Below are 20,695 nucleotides of genomic sequence, written 5' to 3'. Positions count from 1 at the left end.
TATAAACGTTGCACGGCGACAAATCCTACTGCTCTGTGTTTTCTAACTCATCAGGTAGAGGCATAATTTCTTCACTTGTTCCTATTTGTTCTCTTATTTTATTGGCAATTTCTAAAGCAATCTCTTTATTTTCTTTCAAGAATACCTTAGCATTTTCTCTTCCCTGCCCTATCTTCTTATCACCATAGGAAAGCCATGCGCCACTTTTATCAATAATATCGAGTTTCACACCATAATCAATAATTTCTCCTTCGCGACTAATTCCCTCACCAAACATAATGTCAAATTCCGCCTCGCGAAAAGGTGGGGCAACTTTATTTTTCACAACTTTTGCCTTTGCTCGATTGCCTATAATCGTATCGCTTTGTTTAAGAGTCGCCACTTTACGAATATCAATTCGCACGCTCGCATAAAACTTGAGTGCATTGCCACCTGTTGTAGTTTCAGGACTACCATAACCCATAACACCAATTTTCATACGAATCTGATTGATAAAAACAACGGTAGTATTCATTTTAAAAAGCACGCCAGTTATTTTACGCAACGCATGACTCATAAGTCTCGCTTGTAGCCCCACATGTTGGTCGCCCATATCTCCATCTATTTCTGCTTTTGGGGTAAGGGCTGCCACAGAATCTACAACAATCAAATCAACACTTCCACTGCATGCAATAGTTTCTAAGATACTTAAAGCTTGCTCTCCATGATCTGGCTGACTAACCAATAAATTTTCTGTATCTACACCTAAATTCTTTGCATAATACACATCAAGAGCATGCTCCGCGTCAATAAACGCGCAAACACCTCCACTCTTTTGACATTCTGCAATAATTTGTAATGATAAAGTTGTCTTCCCACTTGATTCTGGACCATAAATCTCAATAATTCTACCTTTTGGAATCCCTCCAATACCAAGTGCTAAATCAAGCCCCAGAGAACCAGTAGAAATAGAATCAATCTTCTCTACCTGCTTGTCTCCTAAACGTACAAGCATGCCTTTACCATAAGCTTTATCAATTAATTTCATCGCATTTTCTAAAGCTTTCTGTCTGTTAGAATCAATTGCCATTGCGAACCTTTCTTAAATGTATTGATTCCATATTATAACGATATTTAGCAGATAAACAAAATCTATAAGATTTACATATTGCTTCAAGGTGCTGCCACTACAAAGATAATTAAATTTCTACTTTCTCTATCAACTTAAGATTGAATCCGCTTAAGGCAGCATACTCACTCTTGCTGGAACTAAGTAATCTAAAATTCTCAACTTCCAATAAACGCAAGATTTGCGCACCAACACCGTAATTTTTTACATCTTTATTTTGTGTAGAATCTGCATTCAAGAATATGCAATAACCACCCTCTTTCTGAATCTTTGCAATGCCGCGCGTTAGATCATCAAATTCCGTTGCGCTCTCTAAAAGTGCTAAATCACTCTTTATTGTATGAAACTTAACAAGTGGTACGTGCATAGAATCTGTCTGAAAGGTAAAAACAGTATGGCGACAACCCAAATGATCACGAAAGATAACGCGAGTACATGGAACACCTAAAAATATAAAATTTTCTTCTGTGATTTTACAAACAAGATTCTCATAATTAAGCCTATATTGAATAATATCTGAAACGTAAAGTATTTTCAGATTCTGCTCTTTGGCAAAATCAAGTAGAAATTTGTCGCCTCTTCCGGCCATTGTACCGTCCTTTTTCATAATCTCACAAATAACACTAAGCGGCAATACACCTGCGAGTCTGCAAATATCCACGCTTGCTTCTGTATGTCCTGTGCGAGCTAACACGCCACCTTCTTTTGCAACTAAAGGAAAAATATGCCCGGGTCTTACGAAATCATTAGGTGTAGTATTCACATCGCACATAAGTTTTATTGTCATATCTCGCTCATAGGCAGATATACCCGTCCTTGCACTCTTGGCATCAATAGAAACGGTAAAGGCTGTCTCATGATTACTATCGTTTTTACTCACCATGGGTGGTAAATCCAATCTTGCAGCAAGATCTTGTGTGATGGAAACACAGATTAATCCTCGTGCTTCTTGCGCCATAAAGTTTATTTTTTGTGGCGTAGAAAAGATACCAGCCATAACCAAATCACCCTCATTTTCTCTATCTTCATCGTCCATAATAATAATCATTTCGCCTTTTTTTATTGAGTTGATTGCTTCTTTTACTCGCTGTTGATACATAAAGAACCTTTTCTCTATTTTTATAAAAATTATAGCAAGATTATTTGACTTTCTAAATTTTACATGTTATAATCACGCTTTATATTTAAATTCACTGAATTTCAAATGTATTAATTCATTGGGGTATCGCCAAGCGGTAAGGCAGCAGGTTTTGGTCCTGCCATTCCGAGGTTCGAATCCTTGTACCCCAGCCAAACAAATACATTTGCAAATACACTTATACTCATCGCGGGGTAGAGCAGCCAGGTAGCTCGTTGGGCTCATAACCCAAAGGTCGGGGGTTCAAATCCCTCTCCCGTAACCAAAATCATAATTTTTAATACAAAGTACAAAACTTAAACACTTCTATACTTGAAATTGACTTAATTATACGATCCTTTTAACATTTAATAAAACACGGGGTAACTGCCAAGCCATTTAATCTCATCTTTTCGCTTGGTAAAAATCCTTGCTATATTTGGATCGTCTCTATGTCCATGAAAATCCATATAAAATCCTGAACGAAAACCTTTATCATAATAAATAGGTCGTGAATCGATTTTTGTAATATTAATATTCTCTTCTTTAAAATCACGTAGTAACTCAAATAAAGATCCAGACTTTTCAAAGTCTTTTATACTTACGAATATTGAAGTTTTATGATTCTCTGCGCGAGGATTAAAAAAATCACTAATAATGACAAAACGCGTTTGATTGTTAAAACTTGTTTGAATTTTATGAAACATAATAGGTAATTTATAAAGTTTTGCCGCAATTTCGGAACAAATCGCAGCACTTTTAGAATCTTTGCTAGCAAGTTCCGCGGCATAAGCAGTAGAACTAACAGCAATTTGCTTAATATCATATAAATTATAATCATTGATAAAATCTCTACATTGCCCAAATGCAATATCTTTAGAGTAAATCTTATCAATATCTGTAAGGGAGCTAGCAGTGGTTGCAAAACTATGATGAATATCAAAAACAATCTCGCCTATAATACTAAAACAATACTTCGCTAGATTGTCAATGCTTTCTCCGACCATTCCATTAGTGTTATTTTCAAGTGGAATAACGCCGTATTTTGCATTGCCATTTTGTAATGAATGAAAAACAGCCGTAATGGTTTTAACAGGCAAATAATAACTCAAAGGACCGAATCTTGTTTCTGCGGCTTGATGGCAGAAACTCCCAAGAGGACCAAGAAAAGCAATTTTTTGTGGCATTTCTATATTGAGTGCTACTCCAAATATTTCATAGAAAATAGATTCTAATCGCTCTTTATTTAAATTGGTAAGATTGTGTTGCCTAGCATATTTTAGTAATTTATCGATAATCAATCTTTCTCTATCTGGGCGATAAATGGTTGCATTATTTTGCACCTTAAGATGCCCTATTTGCTTCACAAACTCAAACCTCTCATTAAGCAATGTAATGAGCTTAGAATCTATCTTGTCAATTTCCTCACGTAAAACAGCAATTTGGGCTTCAGTATCGTTGTGTTCAGCTGTATCAAAGGAAGATTCTATCTGTTTAGAATCTTTATTGTTTAGCATATTACCTCCTTCATTTTACTTATGATAGATCCAAGAATCCAAGCAGAATTATACTATGTTTTGCTACAATTCGAGCCCCAATGATACTCTCAATTACATAAGGAATCTCTATATGAACAACTCTATTTTCCGCGCCCTACCTCATTATATAGGAGGGGTTTGCCTCGCGCTTTGCATTGCTTTTGCAAGTATATTTATCGGACATTTAAACATTATCAGAGAGCTACACATCTCTCCACTCATTATTGGCATTTGCTTAGGAATTATACTTTCACTTATCTATCAAAAAACATCTTCTATAAACAATAAGCTAGAGGCTGGCGTTACTTTTAGTGCAAAAAAAATCCTACGACTAGGCATTATCCTTTATGGTTTCAATGTTTCTTTAAGCGATATTAATAACGTTGGAATCATAGGAATCTTGCTTTCTCTAGCAATTGTAGTTTTGATTCTAGGTTTAGGTGTCTTTATTGGAATAAAATTTTTAGGGCTTGATAAAGAATTAGCCATCTTAGTAAGCATAGGTAGTGCTATCTGCGGCGCAGCAGCAGTTCTAGCTATGGAATCTGCTCTCAAATCTGCTCCACATAAAGGCATTATTGCTGTTGGAACGGTTGTAGTTTTTGGATTAATAGGCATGTTTCTTTTCCCGATACTTTACAAGCTAGGCTTTATCCCATTTAATGTAATAGAAGAAGGACTCTATATTGGTATTAGTTTGCATGAAGTTGCAAACGTTGTTGGCGCAGGAGATGCAATCTCACAAGAATGTGCTACCTATGCGCTTATTGTAAAAATGATTCGTGTTATGCTCTTAGCTCCAGCCTTGCTTATTATTCCATTATGCCTTGAAAAATTTTCTACACAAGCAACCACAAACAAACAGCTTTATATCCCTTGGTTTGCCATAGGATTCTTAGTAGTAATTATAATACACTCTTTGATTGCATTGCCAGCACCACTTATTGAATGGGCAAAATTCCTTTCTGTTCTTTGTCTAACAATGGCTATGTGCGCGCTTGGACTTCAAATTGACTTCAAAAAGTTTATTACCTTTGGAGGAGCTGCCTTTAAGCTTGCTTTTCTGCTTTGTATTTTCCTATTTATTGGGGGATTTTTCATAGTTTATGCGGTATCTCGCTTACACTTATTATAATTCAGCTAATAGATTCTTAGCGGTAATCTCAATGTGCTGCTAATTGCTTATCAACAGGGGGTTAAGAAGTGCGCAATTTACACGAACGTAAAAACTCACCGTATTTTCATAACGGCAAAGCGCCCATAACCACAGCCTAGTAACAACAGCGATTCGCACCTCAACTAACAAGGCGCGATTCCCCTCTAAAGAATTGCATATCATAGAATCCTATCAACAGCAAGCCAAAAAGCCTTATTGCATTTCATACTTCGACATTACTCCCGCAACCGCTTGTTGCAATCCGCATATAAAAAGCAATTTACAAATAACCCCACACACAAGATAGTGTTGTGTGGTTTGGACATTCCTCGCTTATGCTTTGGTTGCGCGATAAAACTATTTTATTAGACCCGTTATTGAAAAGTAGCGCTTCTTCGTTTCCTTTTGTTTTCCAACCCTTTAAAGACGTAGATATTTTTAGCGCAGATGATTTGCCCATCATCGACTCACACCGCATCATTGGAGTAAGCCACTGCAATCACTCTATGAACTCTATCAAGAGGGAGTAAAACAGAAGAAAATCAAATTTCAGCTTATAACGTCAAAAATTGGGGAAATTATTCCTCTATGGGAAAACATCGAAATGTCTTGTTGGTGGCAAGCTAAATGTCAAGATTCTAAATGCTAAGATTCTTGATAGAGAATCTAAAGACTCTTCATTCATCAAGTTGATACATTCATTTCAATCAATCCGCACAAACAAACGAACCTATCCAATGTTTCCACACTACAATAAAGTAGGCAATCGCTCTTCAATATTATTCCTTACCCTTTCTTTAAGCTCTGCAAGCTTATTGTCATGAGTTGTAACTGATTGAATCTGCTCATTTGTTTTCTTAATAACACATTCAAACATAGAATCAAGTACTTTGCTTGTCTCTTCTAAAACTCTCTTTTAATTCCCTAACGGTATTGTCTATACTATTATAGTACTGCATTGCCTGCGCTTCTCTTTTTCTCGCTCTGCATCGCTAAGCACATTAAGAATTTATTTAGCAGCTAGCGCGATAGGCGCGACTATTTTCGCTATAGGATGATGGGGGATTAATACCACTACCTTGCCAACCATGTCTGCTAGGGCTGCAAGGGTAGAAAGAGTATCGCTAGAATCAGAATCACCATGAGTGATTGCTGCATATTCTGCCTGCACATGCCAAACTTCACTCTTAATCTCATCTACGATTCTTTGCAATTCTCCATTAAGTTTTTGTTGTATTTGCTCTTGAGTAGAAGCTAAGTGCGAAGAAGCACGTGCAGCTTCTTCATAAGGTATACGTTGTAAGTCATTCAATAATCGGTTTGATTCCTCATTAATTATAGAATCAAGATTAGAACGTTCATCTCTGTTTGTTGACTCTAAGGAAGTCAGGCATTCCTGCAATATTTTTGCTTCTTCATTATCAATCTTGCTATCGATGGATCGCTTAACCTGTGTGGCAAATGTCGCAATATTGTTATTGCAAGTACGCATAATCTCTGCAATCCCACTTTTTGCAAATAATTTTTTGATACGCAACTCCAACTCTGCTAATTTACTAGATTCTAAAAGGAGATTTTTGCCCTCAAGCTTTCCCCTTAGCGCGCTCGTGCATTCACTGTGCAAACTGTGAGCTTCTTTCCTATATCTTCCCTTGTTAATTGAACTTTCTCAAGATTATCATAGACTTTGTCTGCCACCCTTTGCATCGTTTTTTCATCATAGTTTTGTTTCCTGTTGAGAATGACAATAACGGGCTTTTTATCATCTATAATTTTCTTGATTTCTTGATAAAAAACATCGTGGTCTACGTCGGCATTGCTTTGTGGTTGTAAGAGATCTCTAAGTTCCTTAGCTTCATCTTGCTGCCAAGGAGAATCTGAACTAATTGGGAAAATGATATAATCAGCAGCTTGGATATATTCTCGTGCAAGCTCTCCATTCTTTTTTGTCATAGACATAACCTACGACTTTAAGCTGTTCTAGTGAGTAATAAAATTTATCTAATTGCTCGCGCATGTTAATCCTTTTACATTTAAAAAAGCTCTATATCTCTTTAGCCATAAACCTAAGAAACGTCGACTTAACCCTAAAAGATGTTAAAGTGGATTCTATGCGAGCTTTATTTTGTAAAAAGGCATTTTCATTTCCCTCTACAAGAGAAAAACAATCAGAACACAAAGACTCTAATTGCTCTATTTCAGTATTAATATCTACGATAGATTCTTACAAAGAACAAGTCTCATCAGATCCTATTAATTCAAGAGTTGAAATAGGACGTGCATTATTTCGTTGCTATTGGGAAATACAAGCGCAAACATGACCAAAGGAGGATTATGCACTGCAATCTCTGCTCCATACTTTTTAATCTCTTTTTGCTTGCAAGCACAAGTAAGAAGCAACACATTGCCTATACACAAGTATCTATTAAAATACTTAAGTTATAATCTTGGTTTTCAGAATGGAGAAGATTATGCTACGATATATCGCTATGTTGTTTTTGTGTAGTAGTTTATACGTACAAAGTAATACGGACAAAAGCAATATTGAGAATGATTCACTTAAAATCGCAATGAGTCATGAATCTATTGCAGAAATCAAAAATCTTACACAAATCGAAATAACGCAAATTGGCGATGTAGAAAACGCAGAATCTAACAACGCAACGTTTATTACATTTCCCGCTATGAGTCTCAAGGTGGGTGAAACGGGAATTGTTATGCGCGATTTGGAATCCTACCAAGGAATTGCAGCAAGTGTTGAAGTTATAAATGTCAATGGAGCAACCGCTACGGCTAAAATATTGCCTTTTACTCAATTGCAGCAACCTTATTTGCCTACACCTAGAATCACACCACAAAAGAATGATAAAGTCATCTTTAGAAGTTATAACAACAAAGCTTTCTTAATTGCCCCCGATGAAAAAACCTATAATGCCATAAAGGCACAATATCCTTTTATTGACTTTGTTAGCTCGGATTTACTTATGGGATTTCTTAACTCAAGAGGCAAGCACGATCCAACTAGCAAAACGTTGCCTGCCGCTTGCAATGAATACGCTGTCGGCTTGGTTTTTATCATGGGTAGCAACACACTCGCCGTGCTTAATTGCCAGAATCTAAAAACTATCCATCAGCACAATATCACATTGCCCGCCCATATTACTCCTCAATCGCCTTTTTATACGCGCATAGATTTTGACGGTGGCGGTTCACTAACCTATATGTTTGCTTCCAAAAAAAGTCGTAAGGATTACTTTGGCTATTATGATTCTCTCATTCAAGCAGGTAACGCTCAATAACCGCACTAGCCTTTATCAACTCCGCACATTAAATTGCATTTTGTATTATTAATCTTATTTAGATAGGATCTTTATCCTAAATTTGCTATTTGTAGGAGCAAATAATGACTGACATCCTAATTATTATACAAGTTATTCTATCTATCAGCATAGTAGCAGTAGTTCTGTTGCAAAAAAGCTCGAGCATTGGCTTAGGTGCTTACAGCGGAAGTAATGAGAGTCTTTTCGGTGCTAAAGGTCCAGCAAACTTCATGGCAAAAATAACCATGTTTTTAGGATTGGTATTTATAGTAAATACCGTTGCATTAGGATATTTATATAATGTTAAAGCCAACAAAAGTATTACAGACGGAATCAGTCTGCCTAAAGAAACTTTGCCTATTTCCGTACCATTTGATGGCTTCAACACAAATAATACAACACCCCTTAGCAATCCTAATCTTAATGCCAATCAACAACAACCCATACTTAATCAAAATAATATAACAGGGACAAGCAAGGACAATGCGACAATAAATAACTCACAGCCCATACCGCCTTTTGACTCACAACACCAAGAACAACAAAAACCTACAAATTCTCAATAATTAATTTCACGCATGAAGGAAATATATGCTGCAAAATATCTATAAAGACACAAAAGATTCTATGCAAAAAAGCCTTAATGCTTTGCAAAGGGATTTTACCACTCTACGAAGCAATAGAGTAAGCGTTAGCTTACTTGATAATATTCGCATAGACTATTATGGTACTCTTACGCCATTATCTCAAGTAGCCACAATCCTTATTCAAGATTCCAATACAATTATCATCACTCCATGGGAGAAACCACTAACAAAAAATATTGAAAAGGCAATACAGGAGGCTAATATAGGCGTTAATCCCAATACCAACGCAGATTCTGTGAAGCTTTTTTTTCCCCCAATGACTTCAGAACAACGTAAAGAAATTGCAAAACAAGCACGTACAATGGGCGAAAAAACAAAAGTAGCTATCCGTAATGTCAGACAAGATTCTAACAATGCTATAAAAAAACTAGAAAAAGATAAAACTATAACCATAGATGAGAGCAAAAAAAGTATAGATGAAATACAAAAAATTACCGATGAATACAACAAAAAAATAGAATCTATGGTAAAAGCAAAAGAAGAAGAGATTCTCAAAATTTAACACAATAAAACATATTTAGAGCTATTGCATTTGAACATGCTATATTGCTTATATTGAATTGCTTGCACATACGTACATTCAAGCTTAAATAAAACTTGGCGGCGGTAATTTATGGCTATGAAAATAGAGTTACAAATCAATGGAGAAAAAGCAATATGATAGACATAGAAAAAATTTATAAAGAACATAACGCCCTATTAGAAGGGCACTTTTTGCTTAGTAGCGGAAATCACACACAATATTATTTGCAATCAGCAAAGGTTTTAGAATATCCTCAAGTAGGACAAAAGCTTGCATTAGCATTAGCTAATCTCATCAAACAATATAATATCGAGGTAGAATGCGTTTGCTCTCCTGCACTTGGAGGAATCTTGGCAGGATACGAACTTGCACGTGCACTTAATGTGCGGTTTATTTTTACAGAAAGAATCAATAAGGAAATGACATTGCGTAGAGGCTTCCAAGTAAGAAAGGGGGAAAAAGTCTTAATTTGTGAAGATATTATTACGACTGGGGGAAGCGCGCTTGAAAGCGCGCAGTGTATATTGCAACAAGAAGCAGTAGTAACGGCATTCGCTGGGCTTGCAAATCGTGGATTCTGTGAAGCGATTCTACCTAATAAGCAACGACAAAGAAATGAAAATGAGCAAGACGTCATTACAAAAGACAAACAACAAGTAACTTGTAAACTTCCACTGAATCTCCCATTGTTTGCTTTAGCTAACTTCTCTTTTGAGATTTATCCTGCGGATTCTTGTCCATTGTGCAAAAGCTCCGTTGCCTACAAACCGGGCAGCCGAAACTAATATCATCGTAACTATTGTAATAATACAACACAACTAGAGATTCTAAATCTCTTGATAAATTTCAACTTGTGGGTCTTGCGTCCAAAAAGACTTCAATGTGCCCATTGCCTTGATAAAATGCTCTGTTTTCATGTGCAAATCCAATGCCTCTTTATCTTGCCATTCCTCTAAAAAGCAAAGAATTTCTTTATTGTCATCTTTCACCATCAAATCATAAAAACGACAACCACACTCTTGTCTACTCTTAACAATTAACTCTTGTGAGGCTTCCACAAAAGAATATATAAATTAACCCCTCAAATGCTTTTCTTACAATCCTATACTTTTGTCTAATAAATACGTAATCACCCTATCTTCAATCATCGCCATTTTTATGGCTGGAAGCAAATTGTTTTTACGGTAATGCTCAATGACTTCTTGAGGATTCTGTCCACTCATCATAGATTCATAATACAAAGTTTGAAACACCTCTTTATCATCAACGTTAATTTTTTCTTGTTTTGCAAGTTTATCTACAATAAAAGTAACTTTAACGCTAGTTTCCGCCTTTGATCTTTGCGCCTCACGTAAGGCTTTGCCTTTTTCTTGATTATTCCGCAATTCCTCTAATTCTTCTTGTTTCATCATAGCAACTTCATTGTTGAACAATACATTCATCTCTTGCTCTAAAATATTTTCCGGCAAATCAAATGTAAAAGCTTTATCAATATTAAGTAAAGCTTCCTCTTTAAGCTTGTCATTATAAAGCTTCATTTTATGTTCTGCTCGCAAATTCTCTCTAATTTGCTCCTTAAGCTTTTCTAATGTATTTTCCTCTTTGTCTCCTAAAACCATTTTTGCAAGGGCATCGTCAATTTTTATTTCTCCCTTTTGTTTGATGGCGTGAAGTTTCACCTGAAAGCGAACCGGTTTATTCGCAAGGTTTGCAACATGATAATCCTCTGGAAATGTAACATCAATACTTTTTTCCTCACCAACATTCATACCAATAAGAGAATCTTCAAAGCCCGGTATAAACTGATTAGACCCAATGACTAGATCGAATCCATTCGCTTTGCCACCCTCAAACGTTTGACCATCTAAAAACCCTTCAAAATCAATATGCGCGATGTGCCCATTTACTAACGTTGTATCAGTCGAATCGATAACTGGAGCATGATTTTTTGCAATTTCTTCCAAACGTTTGTCTACTTGCTCGTCAGTAATACTTTGTAACTCAAAATGCGGCATACAAGAAATTACATTTTCAACACTAAAATTTGGAGTAATCCCTATCTTCAACTCAAGTTCAATACCCTCACTTTTTTCTTCAAATTTTACAACCAACGGCTGCCCTATAACATCCTTTTGCTGCAACCCCAATTCTTTTATAGCGTTAGCGTAAAAAGCATCAATGCTCTTTTGCCTAGATTCTTCCCTTAAATTATCTTTATATCGAGTTTTTATGACACTTACTGGAACTTTACCTCGCCTAAAGCCGTCAACTTTAGCGGTTTTAGCATATTTATGAGCAAGCAAATCAAGTGTTTTGCTAATCTCATCAGCAGAAATTATGCCACTTGCCGTCGCATTGGCATCATTTATTCTTTGTGCATTCATAGCTGTCCTTAAGGATTTTTAAGTTATAATTTAATAATTGTAACCAAAATTTCATTGTTTGTAAATCTTTAAAGGAATAAAAATGTTAGATTCCAATATTGCTACGACTATACGACACCCCAACGTATCTATACGAAATCTTAAACAAAGACTTAGCCTTTCTAAGAATCTTTCCCCAAATTTTGGTGAAATTATTTCAGTTGAAACAAATATTATTAAAGCTACTGGTTTATCACCAAGTGTAGGTGATGTGGTGTGGCTTATTCGCGGAGACGATACGCGCACAGAAGGAATCGTAATTGCAATGCATAAAGACATTTTTAGTATTAGCCCTTTTAGTTTTACAGAGGGATTCAAAAGCGGAGATAAGGTAATGATTGCAAAGGAAGGATTGCATATTCCTGTTGGCAAGGAATTACTAGGCAGAGTGATTAATCCGCTTGGAATCCCGCTTGATAACCTAGGCGCACTGCACACAAATACCCATACTCCAATTATTAGTGCCCCCATTTCGGCACTCAAGCGTGGACTAATAGATGAAATATTTAGCGTTGGTGTAAAAAGCATAGATTCATTATTAACTTGCGGTAAAGGACAAAAAATAGGAATTTTTGCAGGTTCTGGTGTTGGAAAGTCTACATTAATGGGCATGATTGTTAAAGGCAGTACAGCGCAAATCAAAGTTGTAGCATTGATAGGCGAAAGAGGAAGAGAAGTGCCAGAATTCATTGAAAAAAATCTTGGTGGTAACCTTGAAAATACTGTGCTTGTTGTAGCAACAAGCGATGACTCTCCGCTTATGCGCAAATATGGAGCATTCTCTGCTATGGCTGTAGCTGAATTTTTTAAAGAACAAGGACACGACGTCTTGTTTATTATGGATTCAATAACCCGTTTTGCAATGGCACAACGAGAAATTGGGCTAGCACTAGGTGAACCGCCTACAAGCAAAGGCTATCCTCCATCTGTACTCACTCTACTTCCACAACTTATGGAAAGAGCCGGAAAAGAAGAAGGAAAAGGTAGCATCACGGCATTTTTTACAGTGCTTATGGAGGGCGATGATTCAAACGATCCTATTGCAGACCAAAGTCGTAGTATTTTGGATGGACACATCATGCTAGATAGGAATCTCACTGATTTTGGAATCTATCCACCCATCAATATTCTTCACTCTGCTTCAAGGGTAATGAATGACATTATTTCTGAAGACCATAAAATGGCTGCAAGAAAATTTAGGCGCATGCAGGCTTTGCTTAAAGAAAACGAAGTTCTTATCCGTATCGGAAGCTATCACAAAGGCAATGATACAGAGCTTGATGAAGCCATTGATAAAAAAGCTTCTATGGAAAAGTTTCTATATCAAGATGAAAATACATCCTCTAATTTTGACGAAAGTATCGCACAAATGATAAAAATAGCAAATGAGAAAGCTACGAGTAACTAACAAAATACTTTTATATTTCAACTTGACTAAACGTGTCATGCCAAAACCAATAGGGAGCATTAACATAATCCAATTTATACACGACACTTTAATAAGATAATATATAACTGAAAACACGAAAGCGCAATAAGCCATCATAAAATTATGCGAGATAATAACATAATAACAAGATTCTAAGAGGCTAAACTTTAGTAGTATAAAACCTTTATTATAAAAGTTCGAAACTAAATAGCAGAAAAAGAAGATTAAATGATATGAAAAACAGACAATTCTTTTAGAAAAGATATGAATGATCTCTGATTAATAATTAATAAATGAAAAACAACATGAATAACATCCAAAAACTACTCTAACTTTCAAAAGCACATAGTATCATACTAACTCCTGTTGGGCAGAATCCCAACCAAGCTTAAAATGCTAACTCTTGAACTTTAACAATACACAACACTGCTATGTCGATATGAATAAATTCTGGCTCGGATAAGGTAGAATTATCCACCACTCATAAATTGTAGCAACTCTAGTCTATCATTGTTCTGCAATATTATTTGCTCCCATGTTCCTTTTCTAACAACGTCCGAATTAAGTGAAATAGCTACAATTCTTTCTTCAACATTAAGCTCTTTTAAAAGTTCAGAAACAGAAATATTTTCATGAAAACTTTGTGTTTCACCGTTAATAATAAGTTCCATAAATTCTCCCTAATAATGAAGTTTATCTTATGTGGGTAGTATAGCATAATTCAAAGAATACTTTACATATTTTTTTTACAACAACGTCTTTTTGGAGATAACATGACTTTTATTGAAGATATAATACTGCAAGAAGATGCTATTTTTATTGCAGATTCTCACTTCAAACAAGGTAATAATAAGCTTAAAAAATTTTTTTTATGTATTCCTAAGGGAATACAGGTTTTTCTTATGGGAGATATTTTCCATTTGTTAATCGGTGCTCTACAAAGTAGCCGTTTAGAGAATCATGAACTCATTTGCATCATTTCCCAACTAAGCCTAACTAACACGATTATATTCCTTGAGGGCAATCACGATTTTAGCTTGCAACATATATGGCGAGACACTTTAGATTCCCCAGCCAATACAACGCACCATATACAATACAATCCAAACAATATAAGAATCTACACCTATTATATGCAGCCTATTATTCTCAAAAATTGGAAAAACAATACCTGCATTTTGGCACACGGCGATCTGTGGATTAACTCTTTTTATAACCAATACAGAAAAATTCTTAATAGTAATGTTTCAATATTTCTTTTCAAAGTATTAGATAGATTAAGTTGTGGTATAATTTACCGCAATATTTCACGTAGAGTTAGCCAAAGAATAACAGCTGAATTTTCATTTTATCGTTCTGACTTTAAGGAATTTATGCTAAAAAGGATAAGACAATATCAAAAACATATTATCGTACCTTTAACTGAAAACAACAACGTGAAACACGATGATATATTTTATATCATTGAGGGACATTTTCATTTAGGGCAATCTTTACATCAAGATAATATCCATTATATTGCATTACCATCTTTATATTGTACAAAAACATACTAATTGCATTACAAGCAGGAGGCACCAAGTGGAAAAAAACATATATACAACTAAGATATCATCAAATGATATTGAATTGGTCGACTTTCGCATTAATGAAGAAATTAACGGCGAAGTATATGAAGGCATTTATGGAATCAATGTAGCTAAAGTGCAAGAAATTATCCAAATGACTGAAACGTTCGATTTACCTGCTAGTCCTGATTATGTCATCGGTGTATTTGATTTACGTGGAGTAATTATACCACTCATTGACTTGGCGGCTTGGCTTAATATCAAAGACAGAGAATTGCAAATTCCTCTTAAGAAAAAACGTATTATTATCGCTGAATTTAATAATCTTAAAATTGGCTTTTTGGTACATGAGGCAAAACTCATACGGCGGATTAATTGGGACAATGTGCAAGCAGCAAGATTCAGCTCTAATAGCCACAATATAGAGAGAAGCAAGATTACAGGCACAACACGAATTGAGAATGGCAAAACATTACTTATCCTTGATCTAGAAGGAATTGTTGACGATCTTGATTTCTATAGTAATGAACAGGATAAAAAAGAGTTAGGGGAAATCAGCAAAAAATTTGAAGGCAATGTCCTGATTGTAGATGACAGCACAGTAGCACGTTCTTTGCTAAAGAAAAATCTTAAAAAAATGGGGTTTGTTGTGCTAGAAGCACATGACGGCAGTATGGCGATCCAAATGTTAAACGAACTCTACGAGCAACACGAAAGCGGTATCAGTTCTTACATTCGATTCATTGTATCTGATATTGAAATGCCTAAAATGGACGGATTTCATTTTGCTGAATATGTTAAAAACGACAAAAGATTCCAAGCTATTCCTCTTATTTTTAACTCTTCTATTTGTGATAAATTTAGCGCAGAAAAGAGCAGAGGTATAGGAGTGGACGCATATTTGGTTAAATTTGATGCAAAGATATTTTACGATGAAATAGTGAAAATCTTGGAATAGGATTCAAAATATTACTTTTTATGATATAATAATAGCCAAAATGATAAATGCTGTGAGGTGTTTTAATGAATGATGATATGCAAGAAATAATGGAAGACTTTCTGATCGAAGCCTTTGAAATGGTTGAACAACTCGACCAAGATCTGGTGGAGTTAGAAAATAATCCTGAAGATTTAGATCTACTGAATAGAATCTTTAGAGTAGCGCACACAATCAAAGGTTCTAGTTCCTTTTTGAATTTTGATGTACTCACACACTTAACACACAATATGGAGGATGTTCTCAATAAGGCACGTAGGGGTGAACTAAAAATTACTCCAGATATAATGGATGTTATTTTAGAGTCTATTGACCTTATGAAAGCACTTCTTCATGTAATTCGCGATAATGGCACAGATGCCAATAGTGGAATTGATGTTAACGACTGTGTAAAAAAATTACAAGCCATCTCGAAAGGCAATAGCCCAACAGACGAAACGTCAGCTACCGAACAAGCACAGCCTGCTACACCAGAACAACAAACAGCACAACCGACCAGCACAGAGACTGTCAGCAAAGATAATGAAACTTCGGACAAAACAACTGATGATGAACCTGATTATGCCAATATGTCCGCAGAAGAAGTAGAGGCAGAAATTGAACGACTACTTATGAAACGGCAAGAAGAAGACAAAAAACGTAGAGAAGAGAAACGCAAGCAAGAAGCACAAGCCCCAAAACCAGAAGCTGCTCCACCAGCACAAAAGCCAGCTGCGAAACCTCAATCAAAATCTCCAGATGGAGGACAAAAAGCACCTTCAGTTGCAGTTGAACCAACAGTACGTGTGGACGTAAAAAGGTTAGATCACCTCATGAATCTTATTGGGGAACTCGTTTTAGGCAAAAATAGATTAATTAGAATCTATGGTGATGTTGAAGAACGTTATGATGGTGAAAAATTCCTAGAGGAGCTTAACCAAGTAGTGAGTTCTATTAGCACAGTCACAACGGATTTACAATTGGCGGTAATGAAAACGCGAATGTTGCCCGTTGGCAAGGTATTTAGTAAATTTCCTAGAATGGTTCGTGATTTAAGTCGCGAATTAGGTAAAAATATTGAACTTATTATTAGTGGAGAAGAAACTGAACTCGATAAATCAATCGTAGAAGAGATTGGTGATCCATTAATCCATATTATACGTAATTCATGTGATCATGGAATAGAAACACCAGATGTTCGTAAAGCAAATGGTAAAAACGAAACGGGTAAAGTGGAGCTAAAAGCATATAACGAAGGAAATCACATTGTTATTGAAATTAAAGACGATGGAAAAGGTCTTGACGCAGAAATGCTAAAAATAAAAGCAATTGAAAAAGGACTGCTTAGCGAACGAGATGTTGATAGCATGAGCGATAAAGAAGCCTTTGCAATTATTTTTAGACCTGGATTCTCGACTGCTGCAAGCATTACAAATGTGAGTGGTCGTGGTGTAGGAATGGACGTTGTAAAAACAAATGTTGAAAAACTCAATGGAATCATCGAAATAGACTCTGAAAAAGGTGTAGGCACAACACAAAAATTAAAAATTCCTCTCACACTTGCAATTATGCAAGCATTACTTGTAGGCGTACAAGAAGAATATTATGCTATTCCTCTAAGTTCAGTTTTAGAAACCGTGCGAGTTTCACAAGAGGAAATTTACACGGTTGATGGCAAAAGTGTATTGAGGCTACGTAACGAAGTCTTGAGCTTGGTTCGACTAGCAGATATTTTTAAAGTAGATTCTATATTAGAAAGTCTCAATGAAGTGTATGTTGTAATTATTGGATTAGCAGAACAGAAAATCGGAGTGATTGTAGATTACCTCATTGGACAAGAAGAAGTAGTTATTAAATCTTTAGGTTATTATTTGAAAGGTACAGAAGGTATTGCTGGTGCAACCGTACGTGGAGATGGTAAAATTACACTTATTGCAGATGTTGCAGCCATGATGGATATGGCAAAAGATGTAAAAGTGAGTGTCAACAATCTTGTTTCGCAAACCGCTGCTACAAAAGCCAAACATGCACCAAGTGATTACGTTGTCTTAGCAATTGATGACAGCAATACAGATCGTGCGATTATGAAAAAATGCCTTAAACCATTAGGCGTTACCGTATTAGAAGCAAGTAATGGATTAGAGGGACTCGAAATAGTGAAGAATGGCGACCATGATTTAGATGCAGTGTTAGTAGATATTGAAATGCCACGTATGGACGGATATACATTTGCTAGCGAAGTTCGTAAATACAATCGTTTTAAAAATCTACCTCTTATAGCAGTAACAAGCAGAACAAGCAAAACTGATAGAATGCGTGGTGTAGAATCTGGAATGACCGAGTATATTACCAAACCGTATACTCCGGAATATTTACTCAATGTTGTAAGACGAAATATTAATCTGCAAACCAGTGGAGAATAAATATGGATAACAAACAATTAAAAGATGTATTTGCAAGACAGCAACTCGATAACTCTGAACTACAAAGTGATTCAGAAAACATTGTTCAACTAATAGGCTTTGTCGTTGGGACAGAGGAATTTGCCGTACCTATTCTTAATGTTAAAGAAATTATTAAGCCCATAGATTTTACACGTGTGCCAGGCACACCAAATTATGTTATGGGAGTATTTAACTTGCGCGGAAATGTCTATCCGCTTATTAATTTACGCATGAAGTTTGGTATTGCACCAAATAAACAAGATGGTGATACCCGTTATCTTGTTGTAAACCATAATGATGAAATTGCCGGATTTGTTATCGATAAACTTACAGAGGCTATTCGCATAGATGAAAGCTTGATTGACCCTATTCCAGACACTTTTAATGAACAAGAAAATCTTATGTATGGAATTGCTAAACAGGGAGATAGGCTAACTACCATCTTGCGTGTCGATAACCTTCTTAAACGAACATTTTAATCTATCGCACATAGACACACTACCCTTTGACATCCAACAAATGCAAATCTAATTTCATGAGCATCGTGTCCTCTGTAACCACTCGTTCGGATTCTATATCTTTATTTTCAGTAGAATGTGTTTTAGAATGAAGAGTATTTTCTAAGGCTGACTCAAATCCATTGGGATCTTCTTGTTCGTCTTCCTTTTTTTCTTCAAATTCTCTTTTGCCATTGCCCTCTCTATCTTCTATCTTGTGCGATTGTTCGGTGGGACGGACTTCTTCAATTTTTTGCATTTGTTCATGAAATATACTATGATTAATTGCAGTTGGATGTGGCATATTATTTGCCTGAATAGCGGCTGTTGCACTACTAGCTTGATTAATATAAGTAAGATTCCCAATAGAATTAAGTGCCATGAATCACTCCTTATGATAATGATCAAGATGCACACATAGTGTCTTTTCTTTAGAATAAACCACATTTGCACCTTGCACAATCTTTACAAACTTGCGCTTAGTAAAGTCTATCACAACTGTTTTATCATTTATACCACAAAGTCTAGCAAGAAATATTCCAGCTTGCACAAGGACATCAGAATCTACACGATTAGCATGGATTATCAAATGTGAAGATGGAACATCTTTGATATGAAGCCAAAAAAAATCCGCCTTAGCACTTTGTAATAAACAAATATTTTCATTTTCATTTCTACCCATACTTATGCGGATTCCATTAATGTAAAAACTTTCAAAACGATTTTTTACCTTGTTTTTTTTCTCTATTCTTTTTTGTTGTAGCATTTCTAGTTCTTTTAAACTGGCCTGCCGAACAAACAACATCTGATTACGTAAAAAAGTAATTTTAGATTCAAGATTTTGTTTTTGTAAATTACTATGCTGAATTTTTTGTTTAAGCTTTTTTGCCTGCTTAAATAATCTCTGACTAACTAAAGAGGGCTTTTTTTCTTGCGGAATCAAATAATTCATGTTGGCAATTTGAAGATTTGTGCTATAAGGCGCAATCTCGCTTAAATGTGTTAAAATATAGTTCGCCAACATAATATATTCATCTCTCGTAGTTTCTAATTGTTTAATAGATGGCAAGGAATCATATAAATTTTGCAACTTTTCACATTTGCTCTGCAACTTTCGTAAAAGCCTATCTCTCTGTTGCAATACAAGTGCATCTTGCATAGCTTGATAATGTTGTCGCAAGGAATGCAAGAAAAGTTCCTTGTCTTCTAGTAATAAATGTTTTGTGAAATTAGGTTGGGATAGAGGAGTAAAGGCTTCCCTGGGTTGAATCACGCGAGGTAAAGAGTAGAATCGAAGAGCCGAGATAATCATACCGTCGCAAACAATAATTGCATTTGTAGCGCGATTAATCAACTCTAAATGCAAAAAAACTTTTTTTTCTTTATAAGTATTTTTTACATAACATTCAAAAATAAGAATCTTATTCATGCCATCAAGCTTACATGATTGAATGCTAGACTTACAACAATATTTATGTAAAGCTATATCAAAAGGGGCGCGATAAGTCTTTGTGTTAAAAGAGCTTTCTTTTACATATATGTAAGGATTAGATTTATCCAAATCAACGCAGTAACACGTAGAATCAAGTCGCATTTCAATGATATTATCATGGGCGCGCGCAATATAATTAATATATTTATGTGTAGAAAAAATATGCGCAAAATTATAAAGTGTTTGTAGCTGCACTAAGTTCTCTTTTATGGTATAACATATTATAAAGCATTTTGTAAAACATTTAAAAACATATTCTTGCTTACTCAATCTACATTGATATACATGCATTATATATTTAAGTTTCTCACTCGCCACCCCCCTACATTTACGCCTAGTCTTCCAAACATCAAATCAAGCCTGCATATTATCGCCACCATCCAACACATAACCTGCTAAAATTAGCTAAAAATTATAACTTTCGTTTTAAACTTTCAATCGATTAATAACATCTTAT

The 20,695-nt window shown here is 35.5% G+C and carries 22 protein-coding genes and 2 tRNA genes; 14 read left to right on the top strand and 10 right to left on the bottom strand.

The window, feature by feature from the left end:
• Nucleotides 1-25: 25 nt before the first annotated feature.
• Nucleotides 26-1,069 (bottom strand): recombinase RecA, encoded by a 1,044-nt coding sequence (gene recA / locus CQA66_RS03195; RefSeq protein WP_104763183.1) that lies wholly within the window; start codon nt 1,067-1,069, stop codon nt 26-28.
• 109 nt (nt 1,070-1,178) lie between these two features.
• Nucleotides 1,179-2,207 carry a bifunctional 3,4-dihydroxy-2-butanone 4-phosphate synthase/GTP cyclohydrolase II gene (locus CQA66_RS03190; RefSeq protein WP_104763182.1) on the bottom strand — a complete coding sequence of 343 codons (1,029 nt, stop codon included), beginning with the start codon at nt 2,205-2,207 and terminating at the stop codon, nt 1,179-1,181.
• Nucleotides 2,208-2,326: 119 nt separating this feature from the next.
• On the opposite strand from CQA66_RS03190, the gene CQA66_RS03185 reads away from it, so the two are divergent.
• Nucleotides 2,327-2,401, top strand: a tRNA-Gln gene (locus CQA66_RS03185).
• A gap of 33 nt (nt 2,402-2,434) precedes the next feature.
• A tRNA-Met gene (locus CQA66_RS03180) sits at nt 2,435-2,511 on the top strand.
• 82 nt (nt 2,512-2,593) lie between these two features.
• Here CQA66_RS03180 and CQA66_RS03175 read toward each other — a convergent pair.
• The gene (locus CQA66_RS03175) at nt 2,594-3,742 is read right to left on the bottom strand and encodes a bifunctional chorismate mutase/prephenate dehydratase (protein WP_104763181.1); all 1,149 of its coding nucleotides are present in this window, start codon (nt 3,740-3,742) and stop codon (nt 2,594-2,596) included.
• A 112-nt stretch (nt 3,743-3,854) separates the two neighbouring features.
• Here CQA66_RS03175 and CQA66_RS03170 point away from each other — a divergent pair, with 112 nt between their 5' ends.
• On the top strand, nt 3,855-4,898 hold the full coding sequence (locus CQA66_RS03170) for a YeiH family protein (protein WP_104763180.1): 1,044 nt from the start codon (nt 3,855-3,857) through the stop codon (nt 4,896-4,898).
• Nucleotides 4,899-5,230: 332 nt separating this feature from the next.
• Complete coding sequence (locus tag CQA66_RS09125) at nt 5,231-5,449, top strand: MBL fold metallo-hydrolase (protein WP_147289200.1); 219 nt, start codon at nt 5,231-5,233, stop codon at nt 5,447-5,449.
• 479 nt (nt 5,450-5,928) lie between these two features.
• Here CQA66_RS09125 and CQA66_RS03165 read toward each other — a convergent pair whose 3' ends face one another.
• Both CQA66_RS03165 and CQA66_RS03160 read right to left on the bottom strand, forming a co-directional pair.
• Entirely contained in the window at nt 5,929-6,543 is a 615-nt protein-coding gene (locus CQA66_RS03165; protein WP_104763179.1) for a hypothetical protein, read from the bottom strand.
• Nucleotides 6,516-6,872: a P-loop NTPase family protein gene (locus tag CQA66_RS03160; RefSeq protein ID WP_104763178.1), complete on the bottom strand. Its 357-nt coding sequence runs from the start codon at nt 6,870-6,872 to the stop codon at nt 6,516-6,518. Before CQA66_RS03160 ends, CQA66_RS03165 begins: the two co-directional genes overlap by 28 nt.
• Nucleotides 6,873-6,934: 62 nt before the next feature.
• On the opposite strand from CQA66_RS03160, the gene CQA66_RS03155 reads away from it, so the two are divergent.
• The 5 genes from CQA66_RS03155 to pyrE all read left to right on the top strand — a co-directional run bounded on the left by CQA66_RS03155 (nt 6,935) and on the right by pyrE (nt 10,194).
• On the top strand, nt 6,935-7,240 hold the full coding sequence (locus CQA66_RS03155; RefSeq protein ID WP_147289199.1) for a hypothetical protein: 306 nt from the start codon (nt 6,935-6,937) through the stop codon (nt 7,238-7,240).
• A gap of 150 nt (nt 7,241-7,390) precedes the next feature.
• Nucleotides 7,391-8,218: a plasminogen-binding N-terminal domain-containing protein gene (locus CQA66_RS03150; protein WP_158657017.1), complete on the top strand. Its 828-nt coding sequence runs from the start codon at nt 7,391-7,393 to the stop codon at nt 8,216-8,218.
• A gap of 104 nt (nt 8,219-8,322) precedes the next feature.
• Complete coding sequence (gene secG, locus CQA66_RS03145; RefSeq protein WP_104763175.1) at nt 8,323-8,805, top strand: preprotein translocase subunit SecG; 483 nt, start codon at nt 8,323-8,325, stop codon at nt 8,803-8,805.
• Between the two features lie 25 nt (nt 8,806-8,830).
• Entirely contained in the window at nt 8,831-9,388 is a 558-nt protein-coding gene (gene frr / locus CQA66_RS03140) for a ribosome recycling factor (protein ID WP_104763174.1), read from the top strand.
• A 158-nt stretch (nt 9,389-9,546) separates the two neighbouring features.
• Entirely contained in the window at nt 9,547-10,194 is a 648-nt protein-coding gene (gene pyrE / locus CQA66_RS03135; RefSeq protein ID WP_104763194.1) for an orotate phosphoribosyltransferase, read from the top strand.
• 42 nt (nt 10,195-10,236) lie between these two features.
• On the opposite strand, the gene CQA66_RS03130 is transcribed toward pyrE, so the two are convergent.
• Together CQA66_RS03130 and tig are read right to left on the bottom strand one after the other, a co-directional pair.
• Nucleotides 10,237-10,467 carry a putative quinol monooxygenase gene (locus CQA66_RS03130; RefSeq protein WP_158657016.1) on the bottom strand — a complete coding sequence of 77 codons (231 nt, stop codon included), beginning with the start codon at nt 10,465-10,467 and terminating at the stop codon, nt 10,237-10,239.
• 36 nt (nt 10,468-10,503) lie between these two features.
• On the bottom strand, nt 10,504-11,793 hold the full coding sequence (tig, locus tag CQA66_RS03125) for a trigger factor (protein WP_104763172.1): 1,290 nt from the start codon (nt 11,791-11,793) through the stop codon (nt 10,504-10,506).
• 82 nt (nt 11,794-11,875) lie between these two features.
• Between tig and fliI the strand changes: the two genes are divergently transcribed.
• A complete protein-coding gene (fliI, locus tag CQA66_RS03120; RefSeq protein ID WP_104763171.1) occupies nt 11,876-13,240 on the top strand; it encodes a flagellar protein export ATPase FliI in 1,365 nt (454 codons plus the stop codon).
• A 491-nt stretch (nt 13,241-13,731) separates the two neighbouring features.
• Here fliI and thiS read toward each other — a convergent pair whose 3' ends face one another.
• On the bottom strand, nt 13,732-13,932 hold the full coding sequence (gene thiS / locus CQA66_RS03115) for a sulfur carrier protein ThiS (protein WP_104763170.1): 201 nt from the start codon (nt 13,930-13,932) through the stop codon (nt 13,732-13,734).
• A 102-nt stretch (nt 13,933-14,034) separates the two neighbouring features.
• On the opposite strand from thiS, the gene CQA66_RS03110 reads away from it, so the two are divergent.
• The 4 genes from CQA66_RS03110 (at nt 14,035) to CQA66_RS03095 (ending at nt 18,728) form a co-directional block, all read left to right on the top strand.
• On the top strand, nt 14,035-14,817 hold the full coding sequence (locus CQA66_RS03110; RefSeq protein ID WP_104763169.1) for a metallophosphoesterase family protein: 783 nt from the start codon (nt 14,035-14,037) through the stop codon (nt 14,815-14,817).
• Nucleotides 14,818-14,842: 25 nt separating this feature from the next.
• Nucleotides 14,843-15,787, top strand: a complete 945-nt coding sequence (locus CQA66_RS03105) for a chemotaxis protein (RefSeq protein ID WP_104763168.1) — start codon at nt 14,843-14,845, stop codon at nt 15,785-15,787.
• Nucleotides 15,788-15,852: 65 nt separating this feature from the next.
• Nucleotides 15,853-18,228 carry a hybrid sensor histidine kinase/response regulator gene (locus CQA66_RS03100; protein ID WP_104763167.1) on the top strand — a complete coding sequence of 792 codons (2,376 nt, stop codon included), beginning with the start codon at nt 15,853-15,855 and terminating at the stop codon, nt 18,226-18,228.
• A 2-nt stretch (nt 18,229-18,230) separates the two neighbouring features.
• On the top strand, nt 18,231-18,728 hold the full coding sequence (locus CQA66_RS03095) for a chemotaxis protein CheW (protein ID WP_104763166.1): 498 nt from the start codon (nt 18,231-18,233) through the stop codon (nt 18,726-18,728).
• A 19-nt stretch (nt 18,729-18,747) separates the two neighbouring features.
• Here the strand turns inward: CQA66_RS03095 and CQA66_RS03090 are convergent, their stop codons facing one another.
• The gene (locus tag CQA66_RS03090; protein WP_104763165.1) at nt 18,748-19,128 is read right to left on the bottom strand and encodes a hypothetical protein; all 381 of its coding nucleotides are present in this window, start codon (nt 19,126-19,128) and stop codon (nt 18,748-18,750) included.
• A gap of 3 nt (nt 19,129-19,131) precedes the next feature.
• Nucleotides 19,132-20,433 (bottom strand): DUF814 domain-containing protein, encoded by a 1,302-nt coding sequence (locus CQA66_RS03085; RefSeq protein WP_104763164.1) that lies wholly within the window; start codon nt 20,431-20,433, stop codon nt 19,132-19,134.
• Nucleotides 20,434-20,695 lie beyond the last annotated feature (262 nt).

The organism is Helicobacter aurati (genome assembly GCF_003364265.1).
GTDB classification, from domain to species: domain Bacteria; phylum Campylobacterota; class Campylobacteria; order Campylobacterales; family Helicobacteraceae; genus Helicobacter_A; species Helicobacter_A aurati.
Note: the sequence above shows the minus strand (reverse complement) of the source record. Positions and strands in the feature narration are given on the sequence as shown.